The organism is Atribacter laminatus (genome assembly GCF_015775515.1).
Lineage (GTDB): Bacteria > Atribacterota > Atribacteria > Atribacterales > Atribacteraceae > Atribacter > Atribacter laminatus.
The window spans coordinates 1,713,904-1,738,914 of sequence record NZ_CP065383.1; the positions used below are offsets into that span (position 1 = coordinate 1,713,904).

Sequence of the window (25,011 nt, forward strand, 5' to 3'; positions counted from 1 at the left end):
TTTTTAGATGCAATCTTGAATGAATGAAAAGCGGGTGAAGTGATTGTACGACTATTTTGTTTTTAGTGTGCAGGAAGGATTGTTATACGGTATTCTTGCCTTAGGTGTGTATATAACTTTTCGTTGCTTGAACTTTCCTGATCTAACGGTAGATGGGAGTTTTCCATTAGGAGCGGCAGTATTTGCTTCATTGGTTTATCGAGGATTTGGCCCGATAGAAAGCATGATCGCCGCTTTTATTGCCGGAGCCTTAGCCGGTTTGTTCACTGGGGTGTTACATACTTTTTCGAAAATTCCAGCTCTTTTATCGGGAATTCTTACCATGACCTGTTTATATTCTATTAATTTAAGGATTATGGGACGTCCTAATATATCACTTTCTGAAAACCTAGGACATCGAACGGTTTTTACTATGCTGAGAGATTCTTTCAATGGTATACCAGAAAGCTATCTTCGGCTCTTTTTTTTAATTGGACTCATTGTTCTTATAAAAATATTATTAGATCTTTTTTTGCAAACCGAAATTGGTTTAGCTATCCGGGCTACTGGCGATAATGAAACTCTGGTTGAGGCTCAAGGGGTCAATCCCGACCGTATCAAGTTGGTAGGAATTTCTCTATCCAATGCTCTAGTGGCATTTGCTGGTGCTATGTTTGCCCAGTATCAAGGTTTTGTCGATATCAATATGGGAATCGGTATGGTGGTTTTGGGTCTGGCTTCGGTAATCGTTGGAGAAGTTCTTCTAAGAGGAAGAATTATTTTAGTAATTACTCTTCAGGTTATTATTGGAGCGGTTGTTTATCGATTAGCTACCGCAATTGCTTTGAACTATGGGTACAATATTGGTTTTAAACCCTATGATTTGAAGCTTTTTACCGGTCTTTTAGTTATTATTATTCTCTCTTTTCCGGTAATAAAAGAGAAGTTTAGGAGAGTGAAATAGTGTTACAACTGGATCATATAGATAAAGTGTTTTTTAGAAATACTCCTGATGAAAGATGGGCTTTGAGAAACCTTTCCTGTACTGTACAACCTGATGAGTTTGTCACTATTGTAGGGAGTAATGGTGCTGGAAAAACCACCTTATTAAACATTATCAGCGGTAACCACTTTCCCGACCGGGGAAAGGTGGTTGTTGAAAGCCAAGATGTAACCTCCCTTCCGGCTTTTCGTCGGGCTCGTTTTATCGGTAGAGTCTTCCAAAATACCACTCAGGGGACAGCGGCATCATTGACCATTGAAGAGAATTTTGCTATTGCCTACGCCAAAGGAAGAACCAGAGGGCTCCGTTTAGCAATTTCAGAACATTTGAGAAAAAAAATTCGAGAGAAATTAGCTGAGGTTGGTTTAGGATTGGAAAACCGCCTTCGAGATCGAGTGGGACTTTTATCAGGTGGTCAACGGCAAGCTCTGGCACTGCTTATGGCGACTATTGGGAATCCAAAAATTTTACTTTTAGATGAGCATACCGCCAACCTTGATCCAAAAACTGCTGGGAAAATCATGAATCTAACCAACCTTCTTATTCGAGATGATCATCTGACGGCGTTTATGATTACCCATGACTTAGGAGATGCTCTGAACTTTGGGACTCGAACCCTTCTTATGGATGATGGCGAAATTGTTTTAGACATCTCAGGAGAAGAAAGAAAGAAGATGACCATCGAAGAACTTTTAGAGCGATTTAGTGAACGCCGCCGTAAAAAATTCGCTAACGATCGCGTGTTACTTTCAACCGAAACCAAGGAAAGTTAAAGTTAGAATGAACAATAGATTACCAATGGTGTAGATAAACTCTCCGGCCATTTTTATAGCACCAGATAAGGATAAAAGTAGCTATCGAAATTCGTCATTGCGAGGAGTTCAAACGTTTTTTGGTTGAACGACGTGGCAATCTCATTTAGCAATTCTTCCATTCTGAGGAGCGAATTTTGCGACGTGAGAATTCCATTTTTTAAATAGTTATGAAGAAAGAACCTAAAAGATGAGATCCTCACGGCTTCGAAAAGCGAAGCCTCAGGATGACCGATTAAAGGCACACCCCCCTTTATCCCCCCTCAATGGGGGAATTTATAAGATGGTTTTTTCGGGATAGAAAGATAGACATGGCAAGAGGTGTTTTATAAAAAAGATCAGTATTGAATAAAATTGGTAGATGTAAAAATTGCAGTTCGAGAATTTGTTCTCAACACAAGATATTGAAAAGAGAGTTTATAAAAAATATAAAACGAAATTAAGGATATTGGTTTTAGAAAAAGCCAATAAAAAAACACCGGAGGTGATTACCATGGAAGAGGCAAACCGAATATACCTGAGCGATAAGGAGATGCCGACCATCTGGTATAATATCATTCCAGATTTACCGCGGCCTCTTGATCCACCGTTGCATCCAGGTACCAAAGAACCGGTTACTCTTCAAGATTTGGAACCAATTTTTCCACCGAGCCTCATACAACAAGAAGTCAGCAACCAGCGTTTTATTGATATCCCTGGTGAAGTGCTGGATATCTATCGCCTCTGGCGTCCCTCACCCTTGTATCGTGCTCGACGATTGGAAAAAGCTTTACAAACACCGGCTCGTATCTATTATAAATATGAAGGTGATAGCCCGGTTGGGAGTCACAAGCCAAATACTGCAGTTGCGCAGGCGTATTATAACAAAAAAGATGGGACCAAACGTTTGACAACTGAAACTGGTGCTGGACAGTGGGGTTCAGCTCTTTCTATGGCTTGCCATTATTTTAATATGGAATGCACGGTTTATATGGTAAAGGTGAGCTACCAACAGAAACCTTACCGACGGGTTTTAATGCAAACCTGGGGTGCCAATGTTTTTGCCAGCCCCAGTGACAATACCAAAGCTGGGAAAAACATTTTAGAGAAATCACCTGATTCGTTGGGAAGTTTGGGGATTGCCATTAGTGAAGCAATAGAAGATGCGGTAACGACCCCCCATTCCAAATATAGTCTGGGAAGTGTACTCAATCACGTGCTTTTACATCAAACTATAATTGGAGAAGAGGCGAAACTTCAACTGGAGAAGGTTGGAGAAAAATATCCAGATATTATTATTGGATGCGTAGGAGGAGGGAGTAATTTTGGCGGACTCCTTTTCCCTTTTATGCGGGATAAAATCAGTGGAGAGAAAAATTTCCGAGCAATAGCTGTCGAACCAAAATCGTGCTCATCCTTTCTAAAAGGAAAATATGAATACGACTTGGGTGATGTAGCTGGAATGACTCCCTATTTAAAAATGTACACCCTTGGTCATGATTTCATTCCACCGGGAATTCATGCCGGTGGATTACGATATCATGGGATGGCCCCCTTGTTGAGCTTATTATATAATTCCGGTTTAATCGAAGCTCAATCGTATAAGCAAACTGATATTTTTGATGCTTCTATGGTATTCATGCAATCGGAAGCAATTTTACCAGCTCCGGAAAGTGCACATGCAATAAAATCAGCCATAGAAGAAGCGAAGAAATGCAAAGAAACTGGAGAAGAGAAGGTTATCCTCTTTAATCTCAGTGGAAACGGGTATCTTGATTTAGGAGCCTATGATGTTTATATTAATGAGGGTCTCCCCGAGGTAAATCATGATTCGTAAGAAGTAATGAATCAAATGCCTCTAGTGGTCAAACCACTGGAGGCATTTTTTTTCAATTGCTGTAAATTGGAGCAATACAATGAATAAAAACATCCTTTTAGTCAATCCTTGGATTTATGATTTTACCGCTTATGACCTATGGATGAAACCATTGGGATTGCTTTATCTGGCATCCCATTTGAAGAACTCTGGTTATAGGGTGTCCCTCCTTGATTGTATGGATCGTTATCATCCTTTCATGCCTCCACCTGACCATCCAGGACCGAAGCGGCTCAGGAGCATGGGTTGTGGTGGATATTATCGGGAAAATATTCCTAAACCAATTCAATTTTTTTCGATTCCTCGTTATTGGTCACGGTTTGGAATCCCTTGGGAAAGAGTTAAGCAACAGCTCAAGGAAATGAAACCCCCAGAATGGGTTTTTATCACTGGTACCATGACCTATTGGTATCCCGGACAAATTGCTTTTTTAAAGTGTGTTCGTCAAATATGGAATAATACTCGAGTTATTATTGGTGGTTGGTATCCTACCCTCTGCTTGGAACATGCTCGTCAATGGGGATTCGACCGGATTGTTGAAGGTGTCGATCCATTGCAGGTTATCAAACAACTTTGCTCAGATTTTAAGGAATTATCTTCAATTGAAAATTATCAGCATTTTTTTTCGGTGAAGCCAGCTTTTGATCTTTATAAAAAACTGAATTATACGATTGTTTTGACTTCTATCGGTTGTCCATTTCGCTGCACCTATTGTGCTTCAGGGAGGTACTTTCCAGAATTTTGGCGGCGACCCTGGAAGCAGGTCCTCGATGAAATTATTTACGATTACCAGAATTATGGGGTTCAAGACCTAGCTTTTTATGATGATGCATTGCTTTATCGAGCCGAAGAAAGCTTTCTACCCCTTCTTCGAGCATTGCAGAAAGAACGACTTCCCCTTCGTTTTCATCTCCCCAATTCCATCCATGCCCGGTATGTAACTCCTGAAATTGCTAAACTCATGAGAAAATGTAATTTTAAAACCATTCGAATCAGCCTTGAATTTTCCGATGCCAGCAGCCAAAAAAACACTGGAAATAAGGTAGATAACTCCATTTTTGAGAAAGCCATTCAATCTTTTATTCAAGCCGGTTATGCTCCTGAAGAACTGGAAGTCTATCTTCTTTTTGGACTCCCTGGGTTGAAGGAGAAGGACTATGAGTTTTCGATTGAATATGTTACTGATTTAGGTTTAAGACCTCGTCTGTCCCTATTCTCACCACTTCCTGGTACACCCGATTTCGAGCGGGTAAATACGCTTCAAATCAAAGATGAACCGTTGTTACAAAATAAAATAGCCTATCTTTATCTATCTGAACAAAATGAATTGTATGAGGCGTTGCAAAGGAAAATATCTAAATATACTTTTTTCCATAAATGTGACAAATAAACCAACGAATAATATTAATAATTTAATTAATTAGATAAAATAACTTTCTTAAATTCAAGGAATGAGATTCTGTTCTCATGGGTTTGATAAAAAGGGAAGAAATGTTGGAGGTGTAAGTATGAAAATTCAATGGTTTGGTCATTCTTTTTTTATGGTCACATCCCAAGGTGGGCAAAAAATAGTGTTTGACCCTTTTGATCAAAGTGTTGGTTACCCACTTCCTCAGGTATCGGCAAATACCGTTTGTGTCAGCCACTCCCATTATGATCACAATAATGTTCAAATTATTGGAGGTAATCCAGAAATTATTCAAAAAGCGGGTATATACGTTCGTGATGGTTTTAAAATACAAGGCTTTCAAACCTATCATGATCATAAAAAGGGGAAAGAGAGAGGCGAAAACGTTGTATATCGGCTGGAAATAGATGGTTTATCATTAATACATGCTGGTGACATGGGCATGTTGCCGAGTTTGGAGGTTGTTGAATCGTGGAAACCACTGGATATTCTCTTGGTTCCAGTTGGAGGAATCTACACGATTAATGGACATGAAGCTCAAACCCTGGTAGAAAATTTAAAACCAAGAGTGGTTATTCCCATGCATTATCGGACCCCTTTGCTCAAATTCGAACTGCAACCGGTTGAAAATTTTACCTATCGTTTTTTTGAAGTAAAAACACTTTTGAAAACCCAGATCGAAATTAATCGAGAAAGTCTTCCTGAACCAACTGAGATTTGGATATTTCCAATACCAAAATAAAGAAGGGAATTTCCAAAATTAAATAAAAGTAAAAAGAAATTGTGTTATAATGATAGGCTTGTTTGGAAAGCATTGATACTCTTTTTTATAATAAGAATTTCTTAAAGGAAAAAAGAGCTTTGATCTTTAAAAACGTTATTTCACAAGAACTTAAAAGAAAGAATAAATAGGAGTATATAAATGGTAACAATTGCTATATGTGTAGGAAGTTCGTGCCATTTAAAGGGAGCTTATGATATTATTCACCAATGTGAAGAAACCATAAGCAAACTTGGTTTACGGGATCAGGTTGAGTTAAAGGGCACGTTTTGTTTAGGGAAATGCAGTCAAGAGGGGGTAACCATAGTCATAGACGATGAAATTGAAACCGGTGTTACTCCCGACAATTTTCAACGTATTTTTAAAGAAAAGGTCATGGTAAAGGTTAAGGAGGATTAGTTGGTTGAATATACTTTCAACAATTAAAACCAGTTGCCGAGACTGTTATAAATGTGTGCGTCATTGTCCCGTTAAAGCTATTCGCTTTAGTATGGGGCACGCCGAAATTATTGACGAACGTTGCATCAAGGATGGTCGGTGTGTTTTAGTTTGTCCCCAGCATGCCAAGGTTATAAGAAATGATGTAGAAGTAGTCAAAAATTACTTTGAGAATAAAGAATTTGTTATTGCCAGCTTAGCGCCTTCTTTTGTGCCAACTTTTCCAGATATTATGCCTGGTCAGCTATTTAATGCTTTAAAAGCTTTAGGATTTACTGTTGTTCGTGAAACAGCGGAAGCTGCGGAATTGGTTGCTTTGGAACATGCTCGATTAGTAAAAGAAGGAAACAAAGCAATTATTACCAGTTCCTGCCCAGCGATAAACGCTCTCATATATAAGTATTATCCTCAGCACATTTCTTACTTAGCTCCAATAGTTTCTCCAATGGTTGCCCATGCTCGACTTCTTAAAAAAGAATTTGAAGGTCAACACCCTCGGGTGGTTTTTATTGGACCTTGTATTGCTAAAAAAGCCGAGAGAGAGGAAAGCGAAATAATCGATGAAGTTGATGTCGCTTTAACTTTTGATGAATTGAAAGAGTGGCTCATTCAGGAGAATATCGATATCAATCAATTTCCCATAGAGAGCGAGGACCTCTCTTCGGTTCAATGGGCAAGGGCTTTCCCGGTTGAAGGAGGTTTGCTCAAAACCGGAGAATTTGATACCGGAATTCTGTCTCAGGAATCAGTTGTTATCACCGGAATCGAAAGATGTCAACGGTTTTTGGATGACTTTGAAAAAGAAAAAGAAGGTTTAAAAATGGTTGAAATGATGAGCTGTGAAGGGGGATGTATCGATGGACCTCTTCTCAAATCACCCCTTTCTCTTTATCAAAGAAGAAAAAAAATTATTGAGTTTTCCCAACAAGGTACAAATTCGGGTAAGGCAAAAAAAACACTCGAAATCCCATCACTCAGGCGCGAATTTAATCCCCATCCCATTCTTCAACCACAACCAACGGAAGAAGAACTGAGAAAGATATTAACCTTGACCGGTAAATTTACCCCTCAAGATGAGCTCAATTGTGGAGCGTGTGGTTACGATACCTGTCGAGAAAAGGCGGTTGCTGTTTATCAAGGCTTAGCCGAAGCTGAAATGTGTATTCCCTATATGAGAGCTCGTGCTGAATCTTTTTCGAGTTTTTTAATTGCGGTGACACCAAATGGAATCATTTTAGTTGATGAAAACCTGAGAATTGTTGACATGAATCCTGCCCTACGTCAGATCTTCGACCTTAAAGGACGTTTAATGGTTGGAAAGACGCTAGATGAGTTTATTGATCCTTCGTTTTTTGTTGAGGTCCTCAGAACTAAAAAAGCAATTAGTCAAGAAATCCATTATCCACAACATAATAATGTTTATGTAAAGCTTTCGGTTTTTTACCTGGAAAAGTCAGGACTTCTTATGGGGGTGTTTGTAGATTTAACCAAACAAAAAGACCAAGAACAAATGATGGAAGAAATCCGTGGAAAAACCTTAGAAAAAGCTCAACAGGTTATTACTAATCAGATGTTGGTTGCTCAAGAAATTGCTAGTCTTTTAGGTGAGACAACCGCTGAAACTAAATCCTTGCTCAGCAAGCTCATGAAAATTCTTCGAGGAGAAAATGTCGAGGAATGAACGAGATATTTGTTGAAGTCGCTCAAGCTCAGATATCAAAATGGGGCGAAGAATTATGTGGGGATAGTGTTCGCATCGAGAAAGACGATCTTTCCACTATTGTTTCCCTCTCTGATGGGTTAGGGAGCGGAGTTAAAGCTAGCATTCTATCGACACTGACTACACGAATTATTGTTTCCATGCTTCAACGGAATTCACCCTTAGACGAAGTAGTGGAAACATTAGCCGAAACTTTACCGGTGTGCAAGGTGAGAAAAATTGCTTATTCTACTTTTTCAGTCATCCAGGTTTTTCAAAACGGCGAAGCCTATATCGCTGAATTTGATAGCCCACCAATCTTCTGGATTCGAAGCGGGCGAGTGATGCATATCGAACGGAAGGAAAGAAAAATTGGGAATCGGGTTATTCACGAATCAAACATGAAACTTCAAAAAAATGACTGGTTAGTGGTGGTTAGCGACGGAGTAGTGCACGCCGGTATCGGTGGGATCTGGAACTTAGGCTGGAGATGGGATAAAATTGCCTCTTTTCTTGAAAGCAGTGTGAACGAACACATCGATGCCGATTCTTTGTCAAGAAAAGTGATCGAAACGACAGAGAGTCTCTATAAAGGAATGCCCGGAGACGATGCGACCTGTGTAGTAGCAAAAATTCGTCTCCCCAGAAAAATAATTTTATGGGCAGGCCCTCCAGAAGATCCAAAAACTGACCAGCTGATTACCCAAAAATTTCTTTCCTTTCCCGGGAAAAAAGTACTTTCTGGCGGAACAACCGGAAATATCGTCTCCCGTTATTTAGGGAAGCCAATAGATGTGGATTTAAATTCCATGAAAGAAGATATCCCTCCAGTAGGCATATTAGAAGGAGTAGACCTCCTCACCGAGGGAATTTTAACTTTAGCCAGCGTTCGCCGCCATCTTAAACAAGGTGCAAGGGATATCGATGTTCTCTATAAACAGGACGGCGCCAGCCGATTATTGCATTTATTATTAGAATCAGATGAGATTCTTATCTATACTGGAATGGCTATTAATCCAGCTCATCAGAATCCAAAGCTATCAGGAGAGCTGTCATTAAAAGCTCGAATTTTAGAAGAGATAACTGAGGAGTTGGTAAAATTAGGAAAAGAGGTTAATTTGGAGTATTTTTAAATTTAGATTGATATATAAACGAAGAAGATTATTTCGTAACTCGGTGGGTTACGATGACCGTATATCCGGAGGTGAATGTCATTGGAAATGGAGAATCAAGAATTGACCTTAAGTCGTCAGTTCGAAAAAGTAAATGCTATTCTAGAAAAACACGATAGAAATGAATCACATTTAATTTCTATCCTTCAGGAAATTCAAGCCGATTATCGGTATCTTCCTGAAGAAATATTGACTTATGTAGCAACTGCCCTGGGAGTGTCTCCAGCTTATGTATACGGAGTTGCTACCTTCTATGCTCAATTTTCTTTAAAACCGAAAGGGAAGCATATGATACGGGTATGTGATGGGACTGCATGCCATGTAAAAGGATCAATCAATGTTTTAAAAACTGTCAAAGAACAATTAGGATTAAAAGAAAACGAAGAAACAACTCCCGACCTTCTTTTTACAGTTGAAACCGTCGCCTGTATCGGAGCTTGTGCTCTCGCACCGGCTATGATGATCGATGAAGAGGTTTACGGGATGTTAAACGAAGAAAAGACTCGCGAAATTATTGAAGGATTGATCGAAGAAAACAAGGGAGGAATGGTCCATGCCATTCAAGACTAAAGAAGAACTGGAAAATCACATTCAAGAATTAAAAAGGGAACCAGTTACCGCCCAGATTTTAGTCTGCGGTGGATTAGGATGCTTAGCCAAAGGAGCAGATGCGGTTTATAAAAGGTTTCAAGAATTGATTGAAAAAAACCAGCTCTCGGCTACAGTGAAAAAAACCGCTGATAATCACCAACCATCGCTTAAAGAGACCGGATGTATGGGATTGTGTGAAGCTGGCCCCTTGGTAAGGATTGAACCGAAGGGAATACTTTATCTGAGAGTAAAACCAGAAGATGTTGATCGAATAGTTGAGGAAACTTTGAAGAACAACCAAGTAGTTGATGACCTGGTATATCAGGAAGAAACCAACCAGGAAATCCGGAAATGGCCATTGATGAAAGACGTTCCCTTCTACCGGAAACAAATGAAAATTGTCCTCCGTAATTGTGGTTCAATCGATCCTGAAGAGCTTGATGATTATTTGGTTCATGACGGTTACTTGGCGTTAGCAAAAGTCGTTACGACCATGAGCCCCGACGATGTCATTGGAGAGATTTTAAAATCCGGGCTGCGGGGACGGGGAGGCGGAGGTTTCCCGACTGGGCGGAAATGGCAGTTTGCTCGTTTATCTAAGGCTGATCGGAAATTTATCGTGTGCAATGGTGATGAAGGAGATCCCGGTGCTTTTATGGACCGCAGTGTTATGGAAGGCGATCCTCATACCGTTATCGAAGGAATGGCTATTGCCGGTTACGCTTTTGGAGCTCAAGAAGGATATATTTATGTTCGGGCGGAGTATCCCTTAGCGGTAAAAAGATTGAAAAAAGCCATAGCCGATGCTCGAGAAGCTGGATTAATAGGGAAAAATCTTTTTGGGACTTCCTTTTCCTTTGACCTTATTATTAAAGAAGGTGCCGGTGCTTTTGTCTGTGGCGAAGAAACCGCTTTATTGGCTTCTATTGAAGGAAAACGGGGCATGCCCAACCCGAGGCCGCCTTTTCCTGCCAATAAAGGTCTTTGGGGATATCCTACTGTTATTAATAATGTTGAAACCTTGGCTAATGTTCCCATTATCATTTTAAAAGGAGCCGATTGGTTCCGTTCTTTTGGAACAGTCACCAGCCCTGGAACGAAAACTTTTGCCCTTTCCGGAAAAATCCGAAATACTGGATTAGCAGAAGTACCTATGGGTATCAGCCTCCGCGAGCTCATTTTTGATGTTGGAGGAGGCGTACAAGACAATGGAAAATTTAAAGCGGTTCAAATCGGAGGACCCTCAGGTGGATGTCTGACTGAGCAACATTTAGACCTCACTGTGGATTATGATTCGCTCTGTTCTGCCGGTGCCATTATGGGTTCTGGTGGGTTGGTCACCATGGATGAAAATACCTGTATTGTTGAGTTAGCACGTTATTTCCTTCATTTTACTCAAAATGAATCCTGTGGAAAGTGTGTTCCCTGTCGAGAAGGGACCAAGCATATGTTAAATATACTTCAGAAAATAGTTGAAGCTCGTGCCAAGGGTGAAGATCTGGATTTACTGATTGAAACAGCTGAAGTCGTGCGCGATGCGTCACTCTGTGGCTTGGGAAAGACTGCTCCTAATCCGGTCCTGACCACTCTCCGCTATTTTAAAGACGAATATCTCGATCATGTGTATAATCATGTTTGCGTTGCCCATGTTTGCAATGCTATGAAAGAATACCGGATCGATCCGGAAAAATGCCGGGCATGTGGAAAATGTGCCCGAGTATGTCCGGTCAAGTGTATTTCCGGACGACCGAAAGTCCCGTATATAATCGATCAAGAAGCCTGTATTAAGTGCGGTTCATGCTTCGAAGCTTGCCCCTTTGATGCGGTATTGGTTGAATGGAGGTCAAAGAACCATGAGTCATGAAAATCTTAAAAAATCAGTGATAATTGATGGTCAAGAAATTGAATTAAGTGGCGAGAAAAACATTCTCGAGGTAGCTCGCAAAGCAGATATCGATATTCCAACCTTTTGCTATTTATCTGATTTAAGTGTTTATGGTGCTTGCCGGATGTGCTTGGTTGAGGTTGAAGGACGAGGGATTATGCCATCTTGCTCGACTCCGCCTGAACCAGGAATGGTAATTAAAACCAATACCCAAAGAATTCTCAAAGCTCGTAAAATGGTTTTAGAACTCCTTTTAGCCAATCATAAACGTGATTGTACCACCTGTGAACGAAATCTAAACTGCCGACTACAGGAGCTCTCCGCTCGTTTGGATATAACCGAGGTCCCCTTTGGCGAAAGGACCGATGACCTTCCGTTGGATACCTCTTCCTTCTCTTTGGTTCGTGACCCGAATAAATGCATTCTTTGTGGTGATTGTGTTCGAACCTGTAAAGAAATTGAAGGGATTGGAATCTACGATTTTACCCAGCGAGGTTCAAGGTCGCTGGTGGAGCCGGCCTTTGGAAAAAATCTCAATGAAGTAGAGTGTGTTTATTGTGGTCAGTGTTCCGTTCGTTGTCCAACCGCGGCTTTAATTGTAAAGTCTGAAGTTAATAAAGCCTGGGAAGCAGTTTTGGATCCAGAGAAATTTGTTGTAGCTCAGATTGCTCCAGCAGTTCGAGTGGCAGTTGGAGAAGCTTTTGGACTGGAACCGGGGGAGATCAGTACTGGGAAAATTGCTGCTGCCTTGAAAAAAATTGGATTTGATCGAGTATTTGATACAGCATTCAGTGCCGATTTGACCACCGTTGAAGAAGCAGAGGAATTCTTCAAACGTTTGACCAAAGGTGGCCCATTTCCTCATTTCACCTCGTGTTGCCCCTCCTGGGTGGTTTATGCAGAAAGGAATTACCCTTTCTATTTAAATAACTTATCCAGTGCCAGATCTCCACAACAGATGTTTGGAGCAGTGATCAAGAATTTTGTAGCCAAAGTTGAAAACAAAACCTTGGATGAAATCGTTTCTGTTTCCATTATGCCTTGCACAGCGAAGAAATTTGAGGCTCGTCGACCTGAGTTTCAAACCGAGGGAAAACCGGACGTTGATATTGTCATGACCGCTCAGGAAATCATCAAAATGATCAAGTCGGCCAACATTGATTTCAAAGAGCTGGATCCGGTTCCATTTGATGTTCCACTGGGTTTGGGTACTGGTGCGGGTGTCATCTTTGGAGTGACTGGAGGAGTTTCCGAAGCGGTACTCCGTTATGCTTACGAAAGATTAACCGGAAAAGAACTCAAAAATGTTGAATTTAATGGAGTTCGAGGATTCGATAGTTTGCGTGAAGTCGAAGTTGACTTTGACGGTCGGACGGTAAAGGTAGCTGTGGTTCATGGTTTAGCGAATTTGCAACGATTAGTAAAAGAGATACGAGAAGGAAAGCGCTATTACGATCTGGTTGAAGTTATGAATTGCCCGGGAGGATGTATTGGTGGTGGTGGTATGCCATTAGCACACCCCAACCGCGAACTGACGCTTCGTAAAAGAGCCCAGGGTCTCTATAATGCTGACCGGATGAGTACGATTCGTAAAGCTCAGGATAATCCATCGTTGAAATATCTTTATGAAAAATGGTTAGAAAAACCCAATAGTGAGGAGGCCGAAAAAGTCCTCCACACCAGTTATCATTCACGTCGAAGAATCAGCCAAGAGTTTATTCGAATTCAAGAAGCCAAAGAATCCCAGAAAATTGACATTGCTGTGTGCGTTGGAACAAGTTGCTACTTGAAAGGCTCCTATAACCTTCTCCAGCGGTTGCTTGAATTAGCTAAGGAGCATGACCTCCAAGACCGAGTGAGTATAGGTGCTACTTTCTGTTTGGAAAAATGTTCTCTTGGTCCCAATATTCGGATTAACGATGAAGTTATTTCAGGAGTAACCGAACAAAACGTAAAAGAAATATTTGAAAACCATGTACTAGCTAAAATTTAAGCTTTTTTTGGCGAATCCGTTGACTGATGAATGGGATTCTCCTATAATAAAGGTCGTCTTCGAAGAAGTTTGGGGCTGTAGCTCAGTTGGGAGAGCGCCTCCTTGGCGTGGAGGAGGCCAGGGGTTCAACTCCCCTCAGCTCCACCAGCATATTAAAGCTCGTCCCTTCGGGACGGGCTTTTTTCCATATAGGGGGTAAGCAGTTTGCGAGAGAATTATGATTTTGACGCAATTGAGCTAGAATGGCAAAAAAAATGGTCAGATAATCACCTCTTTCAGGTTGAAACCAACCCCGATCGAAAAAAATACTATGTTTTAGAAATGTTTCCTTATCCTTCTGGTGACCCTCATATGGGTCACGTTAAGAATTATGTTATTGGAGATGTCGTAGCACGGTATTTTACTCGTCAAGGTTTTAATGTTCTCCACCCAATGGGTTATGACTCATTTGGTTTGCCAGCGGAAAATGCTGCTATTAAAAACAACATTCATCCATCAATTTGGACCCATGATAAAATCGATAAAATGCGTAAAGTTTTAAAGCGAATTGGTATCAGTTATGATTGGAGAAGAGAAGTCATAACCTGTGAACCAGAATACTATAAATTTACTCAGTGGTTTTTCCTGCAATTTTATAAAAATCATTTAGCATATAAAAAAGCCGGTCAAGTGAACTGGTGTCCATCTTGTTCTACGGTTCTTGCCAACGAACAGGTCGTGGAAGGAAACTGTGAACGTTGTGGAACTCCGGTTATTCGGAAAATGCTGAGTCAATGGTATTTAAAAATCACCAAATATGCCGAGGCTTTACTGAATGATATCGACACTCTAGGAGAATGGCCGGAACGAGTCCTCACCATGCAGAGGAATTGGATTGGTCGAAGCGAAGGGGCCTATATAGATTTTTCTATTTCGGGTTTAAACAAGCCAATAAGAGTATTTACCACACGACCTGATACCATCTTTGGTGTGACCTTTTTTGTCTTAGCTCCAGAACATCCTTTGGTTGACGAACTGGTTGCCGGAACTTCCTATCAGGATAAAGTCAAGAAATTTCGGGAAAAAATTTCTCGAAAAAGCGATATTAACCGTATGTCGGAAACCTTAGACAAAGAAGGGATATATATTGGAAAGGAAATTCTGAATCCCCTCAATGGAGAGGAAATTCCGATTTGGATTGCCGACTATGTACTCCTTGAGTATGGTACAGGTGCAGTTATGGCAGTTCCTGCTCATGATGAGAGGGATTATCAGTTTGCCGTAAAATACAATTTACCTATTCGCCAAGTGATCCAACCACTTCAATCAGATAGCAACGAGAAATGTTATGCTGGTTCTGGATTAATGGTTAATTCAGGAGATTTCAGTGGTTTGCCTTCCGAAGATGGAAAAAGAAAAATAATTTCCTATATAGAAAAGGAAGGAATTGGCAAGGGGGCGGTTTCCTATCGGTTAAGAGACTGGTTAATTTCTCGACAGAGATATTGGGGAGCTCCTATTCCTATTGTCTACTGTGATCGTTGTGGTGAAGTCCCGGTTCCAGAAAAAGACCTTCCTGTACTTCTTCCTCAAAACGTTGACTTCCAGCCGGGTGGTCCTTCTCCATTAGCGAGGTGTGCCGAGTTTGTCAATACTGTATGTCCTATTTGTGGTGAGCCGGCGAAAAGAGAAACTGATACCATGGATACCTTCATGTGTTCTTCATGGTATTTTCTCCGCTATTGTTCTCCTTGGACTGACCAAGAACCTTTTAAAAGAAAAGATGTTGATTATTGGATGCCAGTCAATCAGTATATTGGCGGGGTAGAACATGCCATTCTTCATCTTCTTTATTCCCGTTTTTTTATAAAGGTATTAAAAGACCTGAAGATTATCAATTTTTCCGAGCCTTTTATCAATTTATTTGCCCAGGGAATGGTTACCAAGGGCGGAGTTAAAATGTCAAAATCCAAGGGAAATGTGGTGAGTCCCCGGGAAATTATTCAAAAATATGGAGCGGATACCATTCGGGTCTTTATCCTTTTTGCTGGGCCTCCGGAACTGGATATGGAATGGTCAGATCGTGGTGTTGAAGGAGCCCATCGTTTTCTCAACCGAGTATGGAGAACGGTAACTGAAGTTATTCGGTGTGAAGAAGACCAACAGGTAGAACCTAATCAGGAGAGAATGAAAGCTTTGGAACGAATGATTCACCGGACGATTTTAAAAGTGGACACCGATATTCGTGAACGTTTCCACTTTAATACGGCGATCAGTTCATTAATGGAATTGATGAATGAAATTATCGATTCTCAGCGTATCTTTTCTGAAAAAGGGATTCATCCTCAAGAAAAGGAAATTTTATTTGAAGCGGCTAAAACTCTGGTATCACTGCTTAATCCCTTTGTTCCTCACTTAACCGAAGAACTCTGGAGAGCCTTAGGAGAAAGTTCCTTTTTGTCAGTTTCAGAATGGATGACACACGATGAAGAGAAACTGGTCGAAAATCAGGTTGAAATTGTTATTCAGATCAACGGAAAAGTAAGAAGTAAAGTTACCGTACCTGCTGGGACTGATGAAAAAGATGTTTTACAATTCGCCCTGAAAGATGAAAGAGTTCAGACTTGGATGGATCAAAAAGCTCTGGTTAAGCATATTTTTGTTCCAGATAAGTTATTGAATCTGGTGGTTCGATAAAGCGTTTCTCTTGAATAGAATCCTATTTCCATTTTTAAATAATTGATTATAATATTAATTATTGTATGTATGGTGAACTAAATATTTAATATAGAATAAAGTTAAAACAATTATTTAAATAAAGGGATAAGATCTAGAGTCTCAAATTTATTGCAATCAAAAAAAGAACAATGTTATTCTCTCGTCAAGAAAGAATCGTTTTTGTAGTTCTATCGTTAATATTGGTGTTTAGTATCAGTTTTTTATTTTATAAAACCCGGGTTGTTTCGGCAACGGGTGCGGATTCGAGCGATAAGAGACCAGAGAGCTATATTGTCCAAATCGCCGGCGAAGTACTCAAACCGGGAGTATATCAAGTAGAAGAGGGTACCCGACTTTACCAGCTCATTGAGCTTTCTGGCGGGGTCACTCCTCAAGCTGATATTTCAAGTTTAAATTTAGCAGCACCGGTTCATGATGGACTCCGTATTAATATACCAGCTCAGAATTCCATTCAAGGTGACCTTGATAGGTTTCAATTTTCTTTTTCTGAACAAATTCCATTGTCTGAAGAAACTGATAGTGATTTGGTTGTTCAGATCAACACTGCCTCCCTTGAGGAACTCAAAAGGCTTCCCGGAATTGGTGATGTAATTGCCCAGAGAATAATTGAATATCGAAAAACCTATGGTCCCTTTCGATCGGTTGATGACCTTATAAATGTGAAAGGGATTGGCGCCAAGAAACTTCAAGATATAAAAAATTCGATTCGCAATTAATAACTTCCAGCCAAGGATTGTGATACAAACCTATAAATAGTACTTTTTACGCCGGAGCTTCGTCCTTTTCTTTGTAAGAAACCTCTCGGATATTGACATCAACTTTGTTGACGGTCATTCCGGTTTTGTTTTCTATAACTTTTTTCACTTCTCGTTGCACATTTTTTGCTACATCGATGAGGACGGTATCAATATCAATAACTACGGAAATTTCTAAGCTAACGGTTTTTTCTTTGATGTCTACCTTTACCCCTTTGTTAATTTCTCTTTTTCCCATTATGGTACTCAAAGAAGCCGATGGAATACCTGCCATGCCGGTAATACCGGCAATTTTCATTGTAGTTATGCCGGCAAGGGTTGCAATAATGTCCGGTGCAATATTAATTTCGCCAATAGCCTCCGTTCCGGTGGGAATCGGTTGTTGTGGAGAATTATCCATGAGTTGATTTTTTTCTTCGTTCATGGTTGAAACCCCCAATCTGATATAATGTCATTATTATAATATCATTACCTTCCTATTTTTAGGAAGCAAATAAGATTTATCATCATTGTAAGGTTATATTAAACCAACGGTTTTGTTGTTTAAATTAAAAATTATAAAATGTGGGTTTATTAAGAACTCGAATTTTTATATACTCAGTTTTAAATAATCATTTAGACTAAAAATCGGGTGGAAGCCTTCTTTTCTGAGGTTTCATTGACACTCCATAGTGAATATCCTATAATTTTTTTACTTTGGATTTTAAAGGGAGGAATTTTGGTGACAGAAATAAAAGTAAGTCAGAACGAAAGCATTGATGAAGCATTAAGACGTTTTAAAAGAAAATGTCAAAGAAATGGGATAATTTCTGAGATAAAAAAACGAGAGCATTATGAGAAGCCCAGTGAAAAGAAAAGAAAAAAAGCCCAGGCTGCGGCTCGGAGGAAAAAAAGAAGATGATCAAAGAACAGCTGGTTGAGGATATGAAAAAAGCAATGAAAGAAAAAGACTTCACCCGGCTTGATACAATTCGTCTGGTCTTGGCCGAAATAAAAAACGAAGAAATTGAAAAACGCGAGCCTTTAAATGAAGATGAATTGGTTCGGGTACTTAAAAAAGGCGTAAAAAAACTAGAGGATTCTATAGGTTATTTTGAAAAAGGAAATCGGCCGGAACTGATACAAAAAGCAAAATTAGAAATGTCTATCCTCCAGGAATTTATACCACCTCAATTAACCGTCGAGGAGATTGAATCTTTGGTTGATGAGGTAATGGTGGCTTTGTCAGATAAGAAATCCTTTGGCTTAATTATGAAAGAGGTTATGTCCAGGGCAGCCAATCGAGCAGATGGCTCCCAGGTATCGGCTATTGTTAAACAAAAGTTGAATGAGGGATGATAAGCTCATTTGTCTATAAATGCGAAGCACAAACAAATTGAATATCGTCTTGATTGTTTTGAGATTTCAGATATAAAGAAACTTTTTGGATATTTAGATAAAAATCTTCGGTTAATCGAAGATATATTTCAGGTCAATATCGATCTGACACCAGAATCCCTAATAGTTGGGGAGAAGAAAGATGATACTAGTTTGACTCAGGTGAAAACCTTTCTTGATGAGCTGGCAACTTTTTTAAAGGAAGGACATGATTTGACGGGCGATGATATACAAAAAATGGGAGCTACCATTAAGGAAGGTAGAGAAATGTGGTGGAAGAAAGATTATAGTCAGGGAATTATTACCACCGCTTACCATAAAATCATTCATCCCCGAACCGCTGGGCAAGTGAATTATGTCCGAGCAGTGAAAGAAAAGGAACTCATTTTTTGTATTGGACCAGCGGGAACAGGTAAAACTTATTTAGCCATGGCAATGGCTTGCGCTGCTCTTCAAAAAAAAGAAGTGAGCCGGATTGTTTTAGTGCGGCCGGCGGTTGAAGCTGGTGAAAGTCTAGGATATCTCCCCGGGGACCTCCGAGAAAAAATCGAACCTTATCTTCGTCCGCTTTATGATGCTTTATATGAAATGCTCTCTCCCGAGCGTTTTCAAAAATATATTGAAAAAGATGTTATAGAAGTAGCTCCATTAGCCTATATGAGAGGGAGAACTTTAAATGATTCTTTTATTGTGCTTGATGAAGCTCAAAATACTACTCCAGAACAAATGAAAATGTTTTTAACTCGTATGGGTTTTGGTTCCAAAGTGGTTGTTACTGGGGATATAACTCAAGTGGACCTCCCATCTGGAAAAAATTCTGGTCTTATGGTAATACAGAAAATCCTCGCCGATGTTTCTGGTGTCGAGTTTATCTATTTAACCGAAAAGGATGTGATACGGCATCAACTCGTCCAGAAGATCATCCAAGCCTATGAAAAATTCGAAAAGAACCTTCCAACTCAAGAAGAAAGTACTTGATTTTTTTTCTCCCGTTTTTATTCGTCTCCAAGCAATTCTGACTTTCCAATTTTGGAATTATCCCTTGTATGGACTGGGTTTGTTTTTCGTCCTCTGGATCTCTTATTCAATGGGGGGTGTAGTACTCAGCGAAGGCCAAATTGCACCAAGAGATATCTTTGCCAGAAAAACCATTGAAATTGTTGACGTCAAAGCGACTGAAGAACAAAAAGACACTTTACTGGCCGATTTAGTGCCAATTTTTCGAATTGATGAGGGCATTACCCAAGACCTAAAAAAAGAATACACAACCTTTTTTAAAGAATTGGAAGTCATTCGCGACACCGTTTCTACTCAGTCACTTTCTTTTGAAATGAAGGAGGAATTTTTTCGAAAGTGGAAAATTACTCCTGGAGTTTTCGAGTGGTTTGTTGCAACGCCTCGAGAAAAGTATGACAAGATAAAAGAGGTTTTTTTATTAAATATGGAGAAAAACCTCGGTCAACCCATACGTGAAGGAGAAGTTGAACAAAAAATATTAGAGAGTTATTCAGCCTATGAAAGAATGGATTTAGAAATCGATGAAATTCGAGTCTTGAATTTATTAACCTCCCGTTTTTTGAAACCAAATGCAAGAATAGATATAGCTGAAACCGAGAAACAGCGAGAACAAGCTATAAAAAAAGTCGAACCAGTCAAACGGTATATCCAAAAAGGTCAAATTTTAGTCAAAAAAGGAACCGCTGTTACTCATGCAGACTTAGAGGGCCTGCGTGCTTTGGGATTAGTTAGCGAGCAATATGAATCTTACTTATTAGTAGCTCTAGGAATTCTGATTATTTTTACTTTAGTTTTTGAATATTCTTTTATTAAGAAATTTGCAACTGAAATCATCCAGAGGAATTCACTTCTATTAATTCGAATCCTAACAGCAATCGGAGTTATCGCTCTCAATGCTTTATCTCTCCGCTTTTCCTGGTATTTGATATTATTGGCTGCAGTTCCATTTATTCTCTATACTTTGATGGGGAGGAACCTGGCTTTATGCGAGTCGCTCATTCTTTTCCCCCTTTTAATGTGGGGTGAACGGGCTGATTTTATGAGGAGCTTCTATATCTTTATGAATCTCTTCTTACCGCTGTTTTTATTGGATAAAACTATTAAACGTCGCGATTTGGTAAAAACCGGTTTTTGGATAGCCCTGGCAAACATACTGATGGTAATAATATTTGGTTTACAAGAGGGAAATACTCCTACAGAGTTTCTCGTTAATTCTGTTTATGGATTTGGGGGAGCCATCATAGCCTCGACTGCAGCGTTAGGTGGGATATCTTTGTTTGAGACCACCTTCCATGTTGCCACGGATTTTCGTCTTTTGGAATTAGTTAACCCCACTCATCCATTGCTTAAGCGCTTGATGATGGAGGCCCCTGGTACTTATAGTCACAGCCTTATGATGGCTAATCTTGCTGAAGCTGCTGCCGATGCTATTGGAGCCAACCCACTATTGGCTCGAGCTGGAGCATATTACCATGATATTGGTAAAATTAAGCGACCCTATTTTTTTATCGAAAATCAGATGAATGAAAATATCCATAACCGCCTTTCCCCCCATCTGAGTACGTTGGTTATTCAAAACCACCTTAAAGATGGATTGGAAATAGCTCGGAAATACCATTTACCAGTTGAGATTCAAAATATTATTCAAAGCCACCATGGGAATACCGTAATGAGGTATTTTTATGATAAGGCAATCAAACAGAAGAAAGACGACGTAACCGATACCGAGTTTCGTTATCCAGGACCCCTTCCAAAAGCCAAGGAAGAAGTCCTCATTTTTTTAGCTGATAGCGTTGAAGCTGCTATCCGGAGCGCAAATAATCTTAATTCCAGCCGCTTGGAAGCAATAGTAAACGGAATAATTCAAAATTATCTCAAAGATGGGCAATTGGATGATACACCGCTTACTATGAGGGATATTCATAAAATTTCTGATGCCTTTGTAATGATATTAAGCGGGATGTTTCATGCCAGGGTTCCTTATCCGGAAAATACCGTGAATGGAGAGGACAAAGGCAACAAATGAGATGGAAATAGAATGAGCAAAGGCATATCATATTTATCGATAAATTAAAAGGAGTCGATAATGGCTACTGTTGTTGTGAGTCGTTCAACAAAAGAAAGTACGCTATCCCGCTCAGTATTAGAAAAAATTGTCAACTATGTTTGTGCAGAAGAGAATCGGGAAATTCTCGGAAAATTGAGTATCGCCTTTATAAGTCTTGATGAAATACGGGCACTGAAAAAAGAATTTTTTCATCAAAATATCGATACTGATGTCATATCTTTTTTTTATGGAACGGAAGAACCCGACGAAGTATGGGGAGAGATTATTATTTGTCCGGAAAAGGCAAGAGAATATGCTCATACCTATGGGACTAAATATGAAAATGAACAAAAGCTTCTCCTTATACACGGTCTTTTACATTTATTAGGTTACGATGACAGTGACGCGGATAAAAAACGAATCATGGAAACCAGACAAAATAATCTACTTGAACAATTTCTTATTACTGAAAAACGTGAGCGGTTAGTAACATCAGCCCAAAAAGCACAACATTTTGCCTATGCTCCTTATTCGCTCTTCCCAGTCGGTGCGGCTTTGGAAACCTGTGATGGCAAGGTGATTCAGGGAGGAAACATCGAAAACGCTTCTCTGGGGTTGTCGGTTTGTGCAGAAAGAGTTGCTCTTTTTAAGGCAGTATCTATGGGATATGCTACCTTCACACGACTGGCAGTCGTTTCATCCGGCCAAGACTATTGCCTTCCTTGCGGTGCCTGTCGGCAAGTTTTGTATGAGTTTGCACCTTATCTTGAAATAGTGGCTGCCCGACATGACGGTGATTATCAAATTTACACCTTGGATGAACTCTTGCCCCACCCTTTTCAGTTTAAACCCGAAAAAGGGGAATAGGCCATGGAAGATCAGATCGGTTTTCGTTCTGGCTTTGTAACCATTTGGGGAAGGCCAAATGTTGGAAAATCTACCCTTCTCAACAGCCTTTTAAAATATAAAATCACCATTGTCAGCGATAAGCCTCAAACCACACGTAAAAATATAAAGGGAATTTTAAATCGACCCGATTGCCAAATCGTTTTTATCGATACTCCAGGATTTCATATCCCAGCTGACCCTCTTGGAGAATTTCTTTCCAATCAATGGAAAAGTTCGCTTCCCGATGCCGATTGTTTACTCTATATAACCACCCCCGGTGTTTCAATTGATACCGATAGAACCTATCTAAAAGAGATTCGAGATTTTCACCATCCAATTCTATTGGTCGTGAATAAAATTGATTTATTTAAGAAAGAAACAATACAAAAAACCATTCAGGAATTTTCCCAGCATTTTTCATTTTACGATATTTTTGAGGTTTCAGCTTTAAAAGGTGTTGGGTTGGAGCAATTAATCCAAAAAGTCCTAAATCTCCTTCCTTTCGGACCACCCTATTTTGATAAGGAACAAATTTCTGATGTATATGAGAGAGATATTGTTGCAGAAATTATTCGTGAAAAAGTTTGGCATAATATTCACCAAGAAATCCCTTATGGAGTGGAAGTGCGAGTTGAGGAATTTAAAGAGAAAGAGGATTTGGTTTCCATTCGAGCTATAATTTATGTTGAGAAGGATTCCCACCGAAAAATTATTATCGGGGGGAAGGGAAGTATGATTAAAAGAATTGGTTCCGAAGCTAGAAAGGACCTGGAGGAATTTTTTAGAAAAAAAGTGTTTTTGGATTTATGGGTTAAAACTCAGTTGAACTGGAGAAAAAAACCTGATGTTCTCAGAAGATGGGGTTATACATTCTTATGATGAAAACTGGTCGTTACTGGAAAGATCAAGGAATTGTTTTAAAAAGTATAAATTATGGTGAATTAGATAGAATTGTTACCCTTTTTACTCGAAAAAAGGGGAAGATTAGCGCTATAGCCAAAGGAGCCAGGAAAGTAGGGAACCGATTTGGCCCGGCTCTTGACTGCCCAGCAATTTCGAATTTTATGTTTTATGATGGTCGGGGAATGCCGGTTCTTTCTCAGGCAGATATTGTGGATTGTTATCGAGGAATTGGCAAGAAAACCAATCAGTGGGTTTTTGCCAATTATCTTTTGTATGTCATTGACCGTTGTTATGAGCCTGAAGAATCCGATGAGAGGATTTTTGAAACCGTTCTATTTTATCTTGATTTATCGATGAAGTGCGAGAACTTTAATATTTTCACTTTAAAATTTCGTATCGATTTGATTCGATATTTGGGATTTTTCCCTCGGATACGAGCTTGTGCAGTTTGCGGGAATCCTTTCAAGAAAATTCCTCCTGGATGGAGTTCAGCATCCGGCGGCGTGATTTGTGAAAAATGCTCGTCTTCGATACCTGATCTTCATTATTTACCCCCTGATATGATGGTTCTCTTGGGCAAGTTAATGACCTTTTCCTGTGCTTCGTGTCTATCGATTCAACTGAGAGAAAACCAGTTTGCCTATCTCGATCGACTGGTATCCGAGTATCTCACTTACCATGTTGAAAAAAAAATTACCGAATGGAAAGTATTTCTCGAACGTTTTCAAGAAGTAAGTTGACACCCATAATGGCAACTGATATATTAATTCCTTGGTGTGTTTTGGGGTAGGTGATGATACTATATACTTTCAAGATATAATTTTAACCCTCAGTCAATTTTGGAAAAAAAACGGCTGCATTATACAACAACCATATGATATTGAAGTTGGTGCCGGAACCATGAACCCGGCAACCTTTCTCAGGGTGATTGGACCAGAACCCTGGGGTGTGGCTTATTGCGAACCTTCACGACGGCCAGCGGACGGACGTTATGGAGAAAATCCAAACCGACTTTATCAGCACTATCAATATCAGGTAATCATCAAACCGTCACCATCCGATATTCAGAATATTTATCTCAACAGTTTATATGAGTTAGGCATTAATCCAGCTGAACACGATATCCGTTTTGTTGAAGATAACTGGGAATCTCCCACTCTAGGAGCCTGGGGCTTAGGATGGGAAGTGTGGTTGGATGGGATGGAAATCACCCAATTTACCTATTTCCAACAAGCTGGAGGCTTAGATCTTAAACCAATATCAGTGGAAATTACCTATGGTTTAGAACGAATCACCATGTATTTACAAGAAAAAGAGAATGTTTTTGATATTCAATGGAATGAAACCCTCACTTATGGTGACGTTCGTTGGCAGGAAGAACGAGAACACTCGATTTATAGCTTTGAACATAACGGAACTGATATTCTTTTTAAGCTTTTTGAGTCCTATGAAAAGGAAGCTCAGCGGCTCTTGGAAAAAGAACTGGTTATGCCAGCTTATGATTATATATTGAAATGCTCTCATACTTTTAATCTTCTTGACTCCCGGGGTGGAATCAGCGTTCTGGAAAGAAGTCAGTATATGGGGAGAATTCGACAACTTGCCAACCAGTGTGCCCGTCTTTATTTCCAACAAAGAGAGAAAATGGGTTTTCCCTGGTTAAAAAAGTCAAATTAGGTGAAGGTTAATC

General features: G+C 39.8%; 22 protein-coding genes and 1 tRNA gene. 22 read left to right on the top strand and 1 reads right to left on the bottom strand.

What is annotated here, in order from left to right:
* Window positions 1–43: 43 nt before the first annotated feature.
* From RT761_RS07840 to RT761_RS14115, 14 genes are all read left to right on the top strand, one after another.
* Window positions 44–943, top strand: a complete 900-nt coding sequence (locus RT761_RS07840; RefSeq protein ID WP_218110874.1) for an ABC transporter permease — start codon at window positions 44–46, stop codon at window positions 941–943.
* Window positions 943–1,755, top strand: coding sequence for an ABC transporter ATP-binding protein (locus RT761_RS07845; protein WP_218110875.1), 813 nt, complete (start codon window positions 943–945; stop codon window positions 1,753–1,755). Before RT761_RS07840 ends, RT761_RS07845 begins: the two co-directional genes overlap by 1 nt.
* A gap of 532 nt (window positions 1,756–2,287) precedes the next feature.
* Window positions 2,288–3,610 (top strand): TrpB-like pyridoxal phosphate-dependent enzyme, encoded by a 1,323-nt coding sequence (locus tag RT761_RS07850; RefSeq protein ID WP_218110876.1) that lies wholly within the window; start codon window positions 2,288–2,290, stop codon window positions 3,608–3,610.
* 79 nt (window positions 3,611–3,689) lie between these two features.
* A complete protein-coding gene (locus RT761_RS07855; protein ID WP_218110877.1) occupies window positions 3,690–5,039 on the top strand; it encodes a B12-binding domain-containing radical SAM protein in 1,350 nt (449 codons plus the stop codon).
* Window positions 5,040–5,157: 118 nt separating this feature from the next.
* Entirely contained in the window at window positions 5,158–5,799 is a 642-nt protein-coding gene (locus tag RT761_RS07860) for an MBL fold metallo-hydrolase (RefSeq protein WP_218110878.1), read from the top strand.
* Between the two features lie 180 nt (window positions 5,800–5,979).
* The gene (locus RT761_RS07865; RefSeq protein WP_218110879.1) at window positions 5,980–6,237 is read left to right on the top strand and encodes a (2Fe-2S) ferredoxin domain-containing protein; all 258 of its coding nucleotides are present in this window, start codon (window positions 5,980–5,982) and stop codon (window positions 6,235–6,237) included.
* Between the two features lie 4 nt (window positions 6,238–6,241).
* Window positions 6,242–7,957, top strand: a complete 1,716-nt coding sequence (locus RT761_RS07870) for a [Fe-Fe] hydrogenase large subunit C-terminal domain-containing protein (RefSeq protein ID WP_218110880.1) — start codon at window positions 6,242–6,244, stop codon at window positions 7,955–7,957.
* The gene (locus tag RT761_RS07875; RefSeq protein ID WP_218110881.1) at window positions 7,954–9,108 is read left to right on the top strand and encodes a SpoIIE family protein phosphatase; all 1,155 of its coding nucleotides are present in this window, start codon (window positions 7,954–7,956) and stop codon (window positions 9,106–9,108) included. The genes RT761_RS07870 and RT761_RS07875 overlap by 4 nt, the downstream gene beginning before the upstream one ends.
* 87 nt (window positions 9,109–9,195) lie before the next feature.
* Window positions 9,196–9,717 carry an NADH-quinone oxidoreductase subunit NuoE gene (gene nuoE, locus RT761_RS07880; protein ID WP_246465335.1) on the top strand — a complete coding sequence of 174 codons (522 nt, stop codon included), beginning with the start codon at window positions 9,196–9,198 and terminating at the stop codon, window positions 9,715–9,717.
* Entirely contained in the window at window positions 9,701–11,602 is a 1,902-nt protein-coding gene (locus RT761_RS07885; protein WP_218110883.1) for an NADH-quinone oxidoreductase subunit NuoF, read from the top strand. The genes nuoE and RT761_RS07885 overlap by 17 nt, the downstream gene beginning before the upstream one ends.
* Window positions 11,592–13,616, top strand: a complete 2,025-nt coding sequence (locus tag RT761_RS07890; RefSeq protein WP_218110884.1) for a [FeFe] hydrogenase, group A — start codon at window positions 11,592–11,594, stop codon at window positions 13,614–13,616. The genes RT761_RS07885 and RT761_RS07890 overlap by 11 nt, the downstream gene beginning before the upstream one ends.
* Before the next feature lie 71 nt (window positions 13,617–13,687).
* Window positions 13,688–13,763 (top strand) — tRNA-Ala (locus RT761_RS07895).
* Between the two features lie 57 nt (window positions 13,764–13,820).
* A complete protein-coding gene (gene leuS / locus RT761_RS07900; protein WP_218110885.1) occupies window positions 13,821–16,292 on the top strand; it encodes a leucine--tRNA ligase in 2,472 nt (823 codons plus the stop codon).
* Between the two features lie 170 nt (window positions 16,293–16,462).
* Window positions 16,463–17,050 carry a helix-hairpin-helix domain-containing protein gene (locus tag RT761_RS14115; RefSeq protein WP_246465115.1) on the top strand — a complete coding sequence of 196 codons (588 nt, stop codon included), beginning with the start codon at window positions 16,463–16,465 and terminating at the stop codon, window positions 17,048–17,050.
* A 46-nt stretch (window positions 17,051–17,096) separates the two neighbouring features.
* On the opposite strand, the gene RT761_RS07910 is transcribed toward RT761_RS14115, so the two are convergent.
* Window positions 17,097–17,513 (bottom strand): Asp23/Gls24 family envelope stress response protein, encoded by a 417-nt coding sequence (locus RT761_RS07910; RefSeq protein WP_218110886.1) that lies wholly within the window; start codon window positions 17,511–17,513, stop codon window positions 17,097–17,099.
* Window positions 17,514–17,810: 297 nt separating this feature from the next.
* Between RT761_RS07910 and rpsU the strand changes: the two genes are divergently transcribed.
* From rpsU to glyQ, 8 genes are all read left to right on the top strand, one after another.
* Complete coding sequence (rpsU, locus tag RT761_RS07915; protein WP_218110887.1) at window positions 17,811–17,990, top strand: 30S ribosomal protein S21; 180 nt, start codon at window positions 17,811–17,813, stop codon at window positions 17,988–17,990.
* Entirely contained in the window at window positions 17,987–18,427 is a 441-nt protein-coding gene (locus RT761_RS07920) for a GatB/YqeY domain-containing protein (RefSeq protein ID WP_218110888.1), read from the top strand. Before rpsU ends, RT761_RS07920 begins: the two co-directional genes overlap by 4 nt.
* A 9-nt stretch (window positions 18,428–18,436) precedes the next feature.
* A complete protein-coding gene (locus RT761_RS07925) occupies window positions 18,437–19,444 on the top strand; it encodes a PhoH family protein (protein WP_218110889.1) in 1,008 nt (335 codons plus the stop codon).
* Window positions 19,398–21,509 (top strand): HD family phosphohydrolase, encoded by a 2,112-nt coding sequence (locus RT761_RS07930; protein ID WP_218110890.1) that lies wholly within the window; start codon window positions 19,398–19,400, stop codon window positions 21,507–21,509. Before RT761_RS07925 ends, RT761_RS07930 begins: the two co-directional genes overlap by 47 nt.
* A 60-nt stretch (window positions 21,510–21,569) precedes the next feature.
* On the top strand, window positions 21,570–22,397 hold the full coding sequence (gene cdd, locus RT761_RS07935) for a cytidine deaminase (RefSeq protein WP_218110891.1): 828 nt from the start codon (window positions 21,570–21,572) through the stop codon (window positions 22,395–22,397).
* Window positions 22,398–22,400: 3 nt separating this feature from the next.
* Entirely contained in the window at window positions 22,401–23,297 is an 897-nt protein-coding gene (gene era, locus RT761_RS07940) for a GTPase Era (protein ID WP_218110892.1), read from the top strand.
* Entirely contained in the window at window positions 23,294–24,061 is a 768-nt protein-coding gene (gene recO, locus RT761_RS07945; protein ID WP_218110893.1) for a DNA repair protein RecO, read from the top strand. Before era ends, recO begins: the two co-directional genes overlap by 4 nt.
* A gap of 61 nt (window positions 24,062–24,122) precedes the next feature.
* Entirely contained in the window at window positions 24,123–24,998 is an 876-nt protein-coding gene (glyQ, locus tag RT761_RS07950; protein ID WP_218113409.1) for a glycine--tRNA ligase subunit alpha, read from the top strand.
* The last annotated feature ends 13 nt before the right edge of the window (window positions 24,999–25,011 follow it).

Coding starts and splice junctions, on each gene's coding strand:
- RT761_RS07910 (WP_218110886.1), bottom strand. CDS start 17,513: ATGAACGAAGAAAAAAATCAACTCATGGATAATTCTCCACAACAACCG.
- RT761_RS07875 (WP_218110881.1), top strand. CDS start 7,954: ATGAACGAGATATTTGTTGAAGTCGCTCAAGCTCAGATATCAAAATGG.
- RT761_RS07860 (WP_218110878.1), top strand. CDS start 5,158: ATGAAAATTCAATGGTTTGGTCATTCTTTTTTTATGGTCACATCCCAA.
- RT761_RS07885 (WP_218110883.1), top strand. CDS start 9,701: ATGCCATTCAAGACTAAAGAAGAACTGGAAAATCACATTCAAGAATTA.
- recO (WP_218110893.1), top strand. CDS start 23,294: ATGATGAAAACTGGTCGTTACTGGAAAGATCAAGGAATTGTTTTAAAA.
- cdd (WP_218110891.1), top strand. CDS start 21,570: ATGGCTACTGTTGTTGTGAGTCGTTCAACAAAAGAAAGTACGCTATCC.
- RT761_RS07890 (WP_218110884.1), top strand. CDS start 11,592: ATGAGTCATGAAAATCTTAAAAAATCAGTGATAATTGATGGTCAAGAA.
- RT761_RS14115 (WP_246465115.1), top strand. CDS start 16,463: ATGTTATTCTCTCGTCAAGAAAGAATCGTTTTTGTAGTTCTATCGTTA.
- nuoE (WP_246465335.1), top strand. CDS start 9,196: ATGGAGAATCAAGAATTGACCTTAAGTCGTCAGTTCGAAAAAGTAAAT.
- RT761_RS07855 (WP_218110877.1), top strand. CDS start 3,690: ATGAATAAAAACATCCTTTTAGTCAATCCTTGGATTTATGATTTTACC.
- era (WP_218110892.1), top strand. CDS start 22,401: ATGGAAGATCAGATCGGTTTTCGTTCTGGCTTTGTAACCATTTGGGGA.
- RT761_RS07920 (WP_218110888.1), top strand. CDS start 17,987: ATGATCAAAGAACAGCTGGTTGAGGATATGAAAAAAGCAATGAAAGAA.
- RT761_RS07865 (WP_218110879.1), top strand. CDS start 5,980: ATGGTAACAATTGCTATATGTGTAGGAAGTTCGTGCCATTTAAAGGGA.
- RT761_RS07850 (WP_218110876.1), top strand. CDS start 2,288: ATGGAAGAGGCAAACCGAATATACCTGAGCGATAAGGAGATGCCGACC.
- RT761_RS07930 (WP_218110890.1), top strand. CDS start 19,398: ATGAAAAATTCGAAAAGAACCTTCCAACTCAAGAAGAAAGTACTTGAT.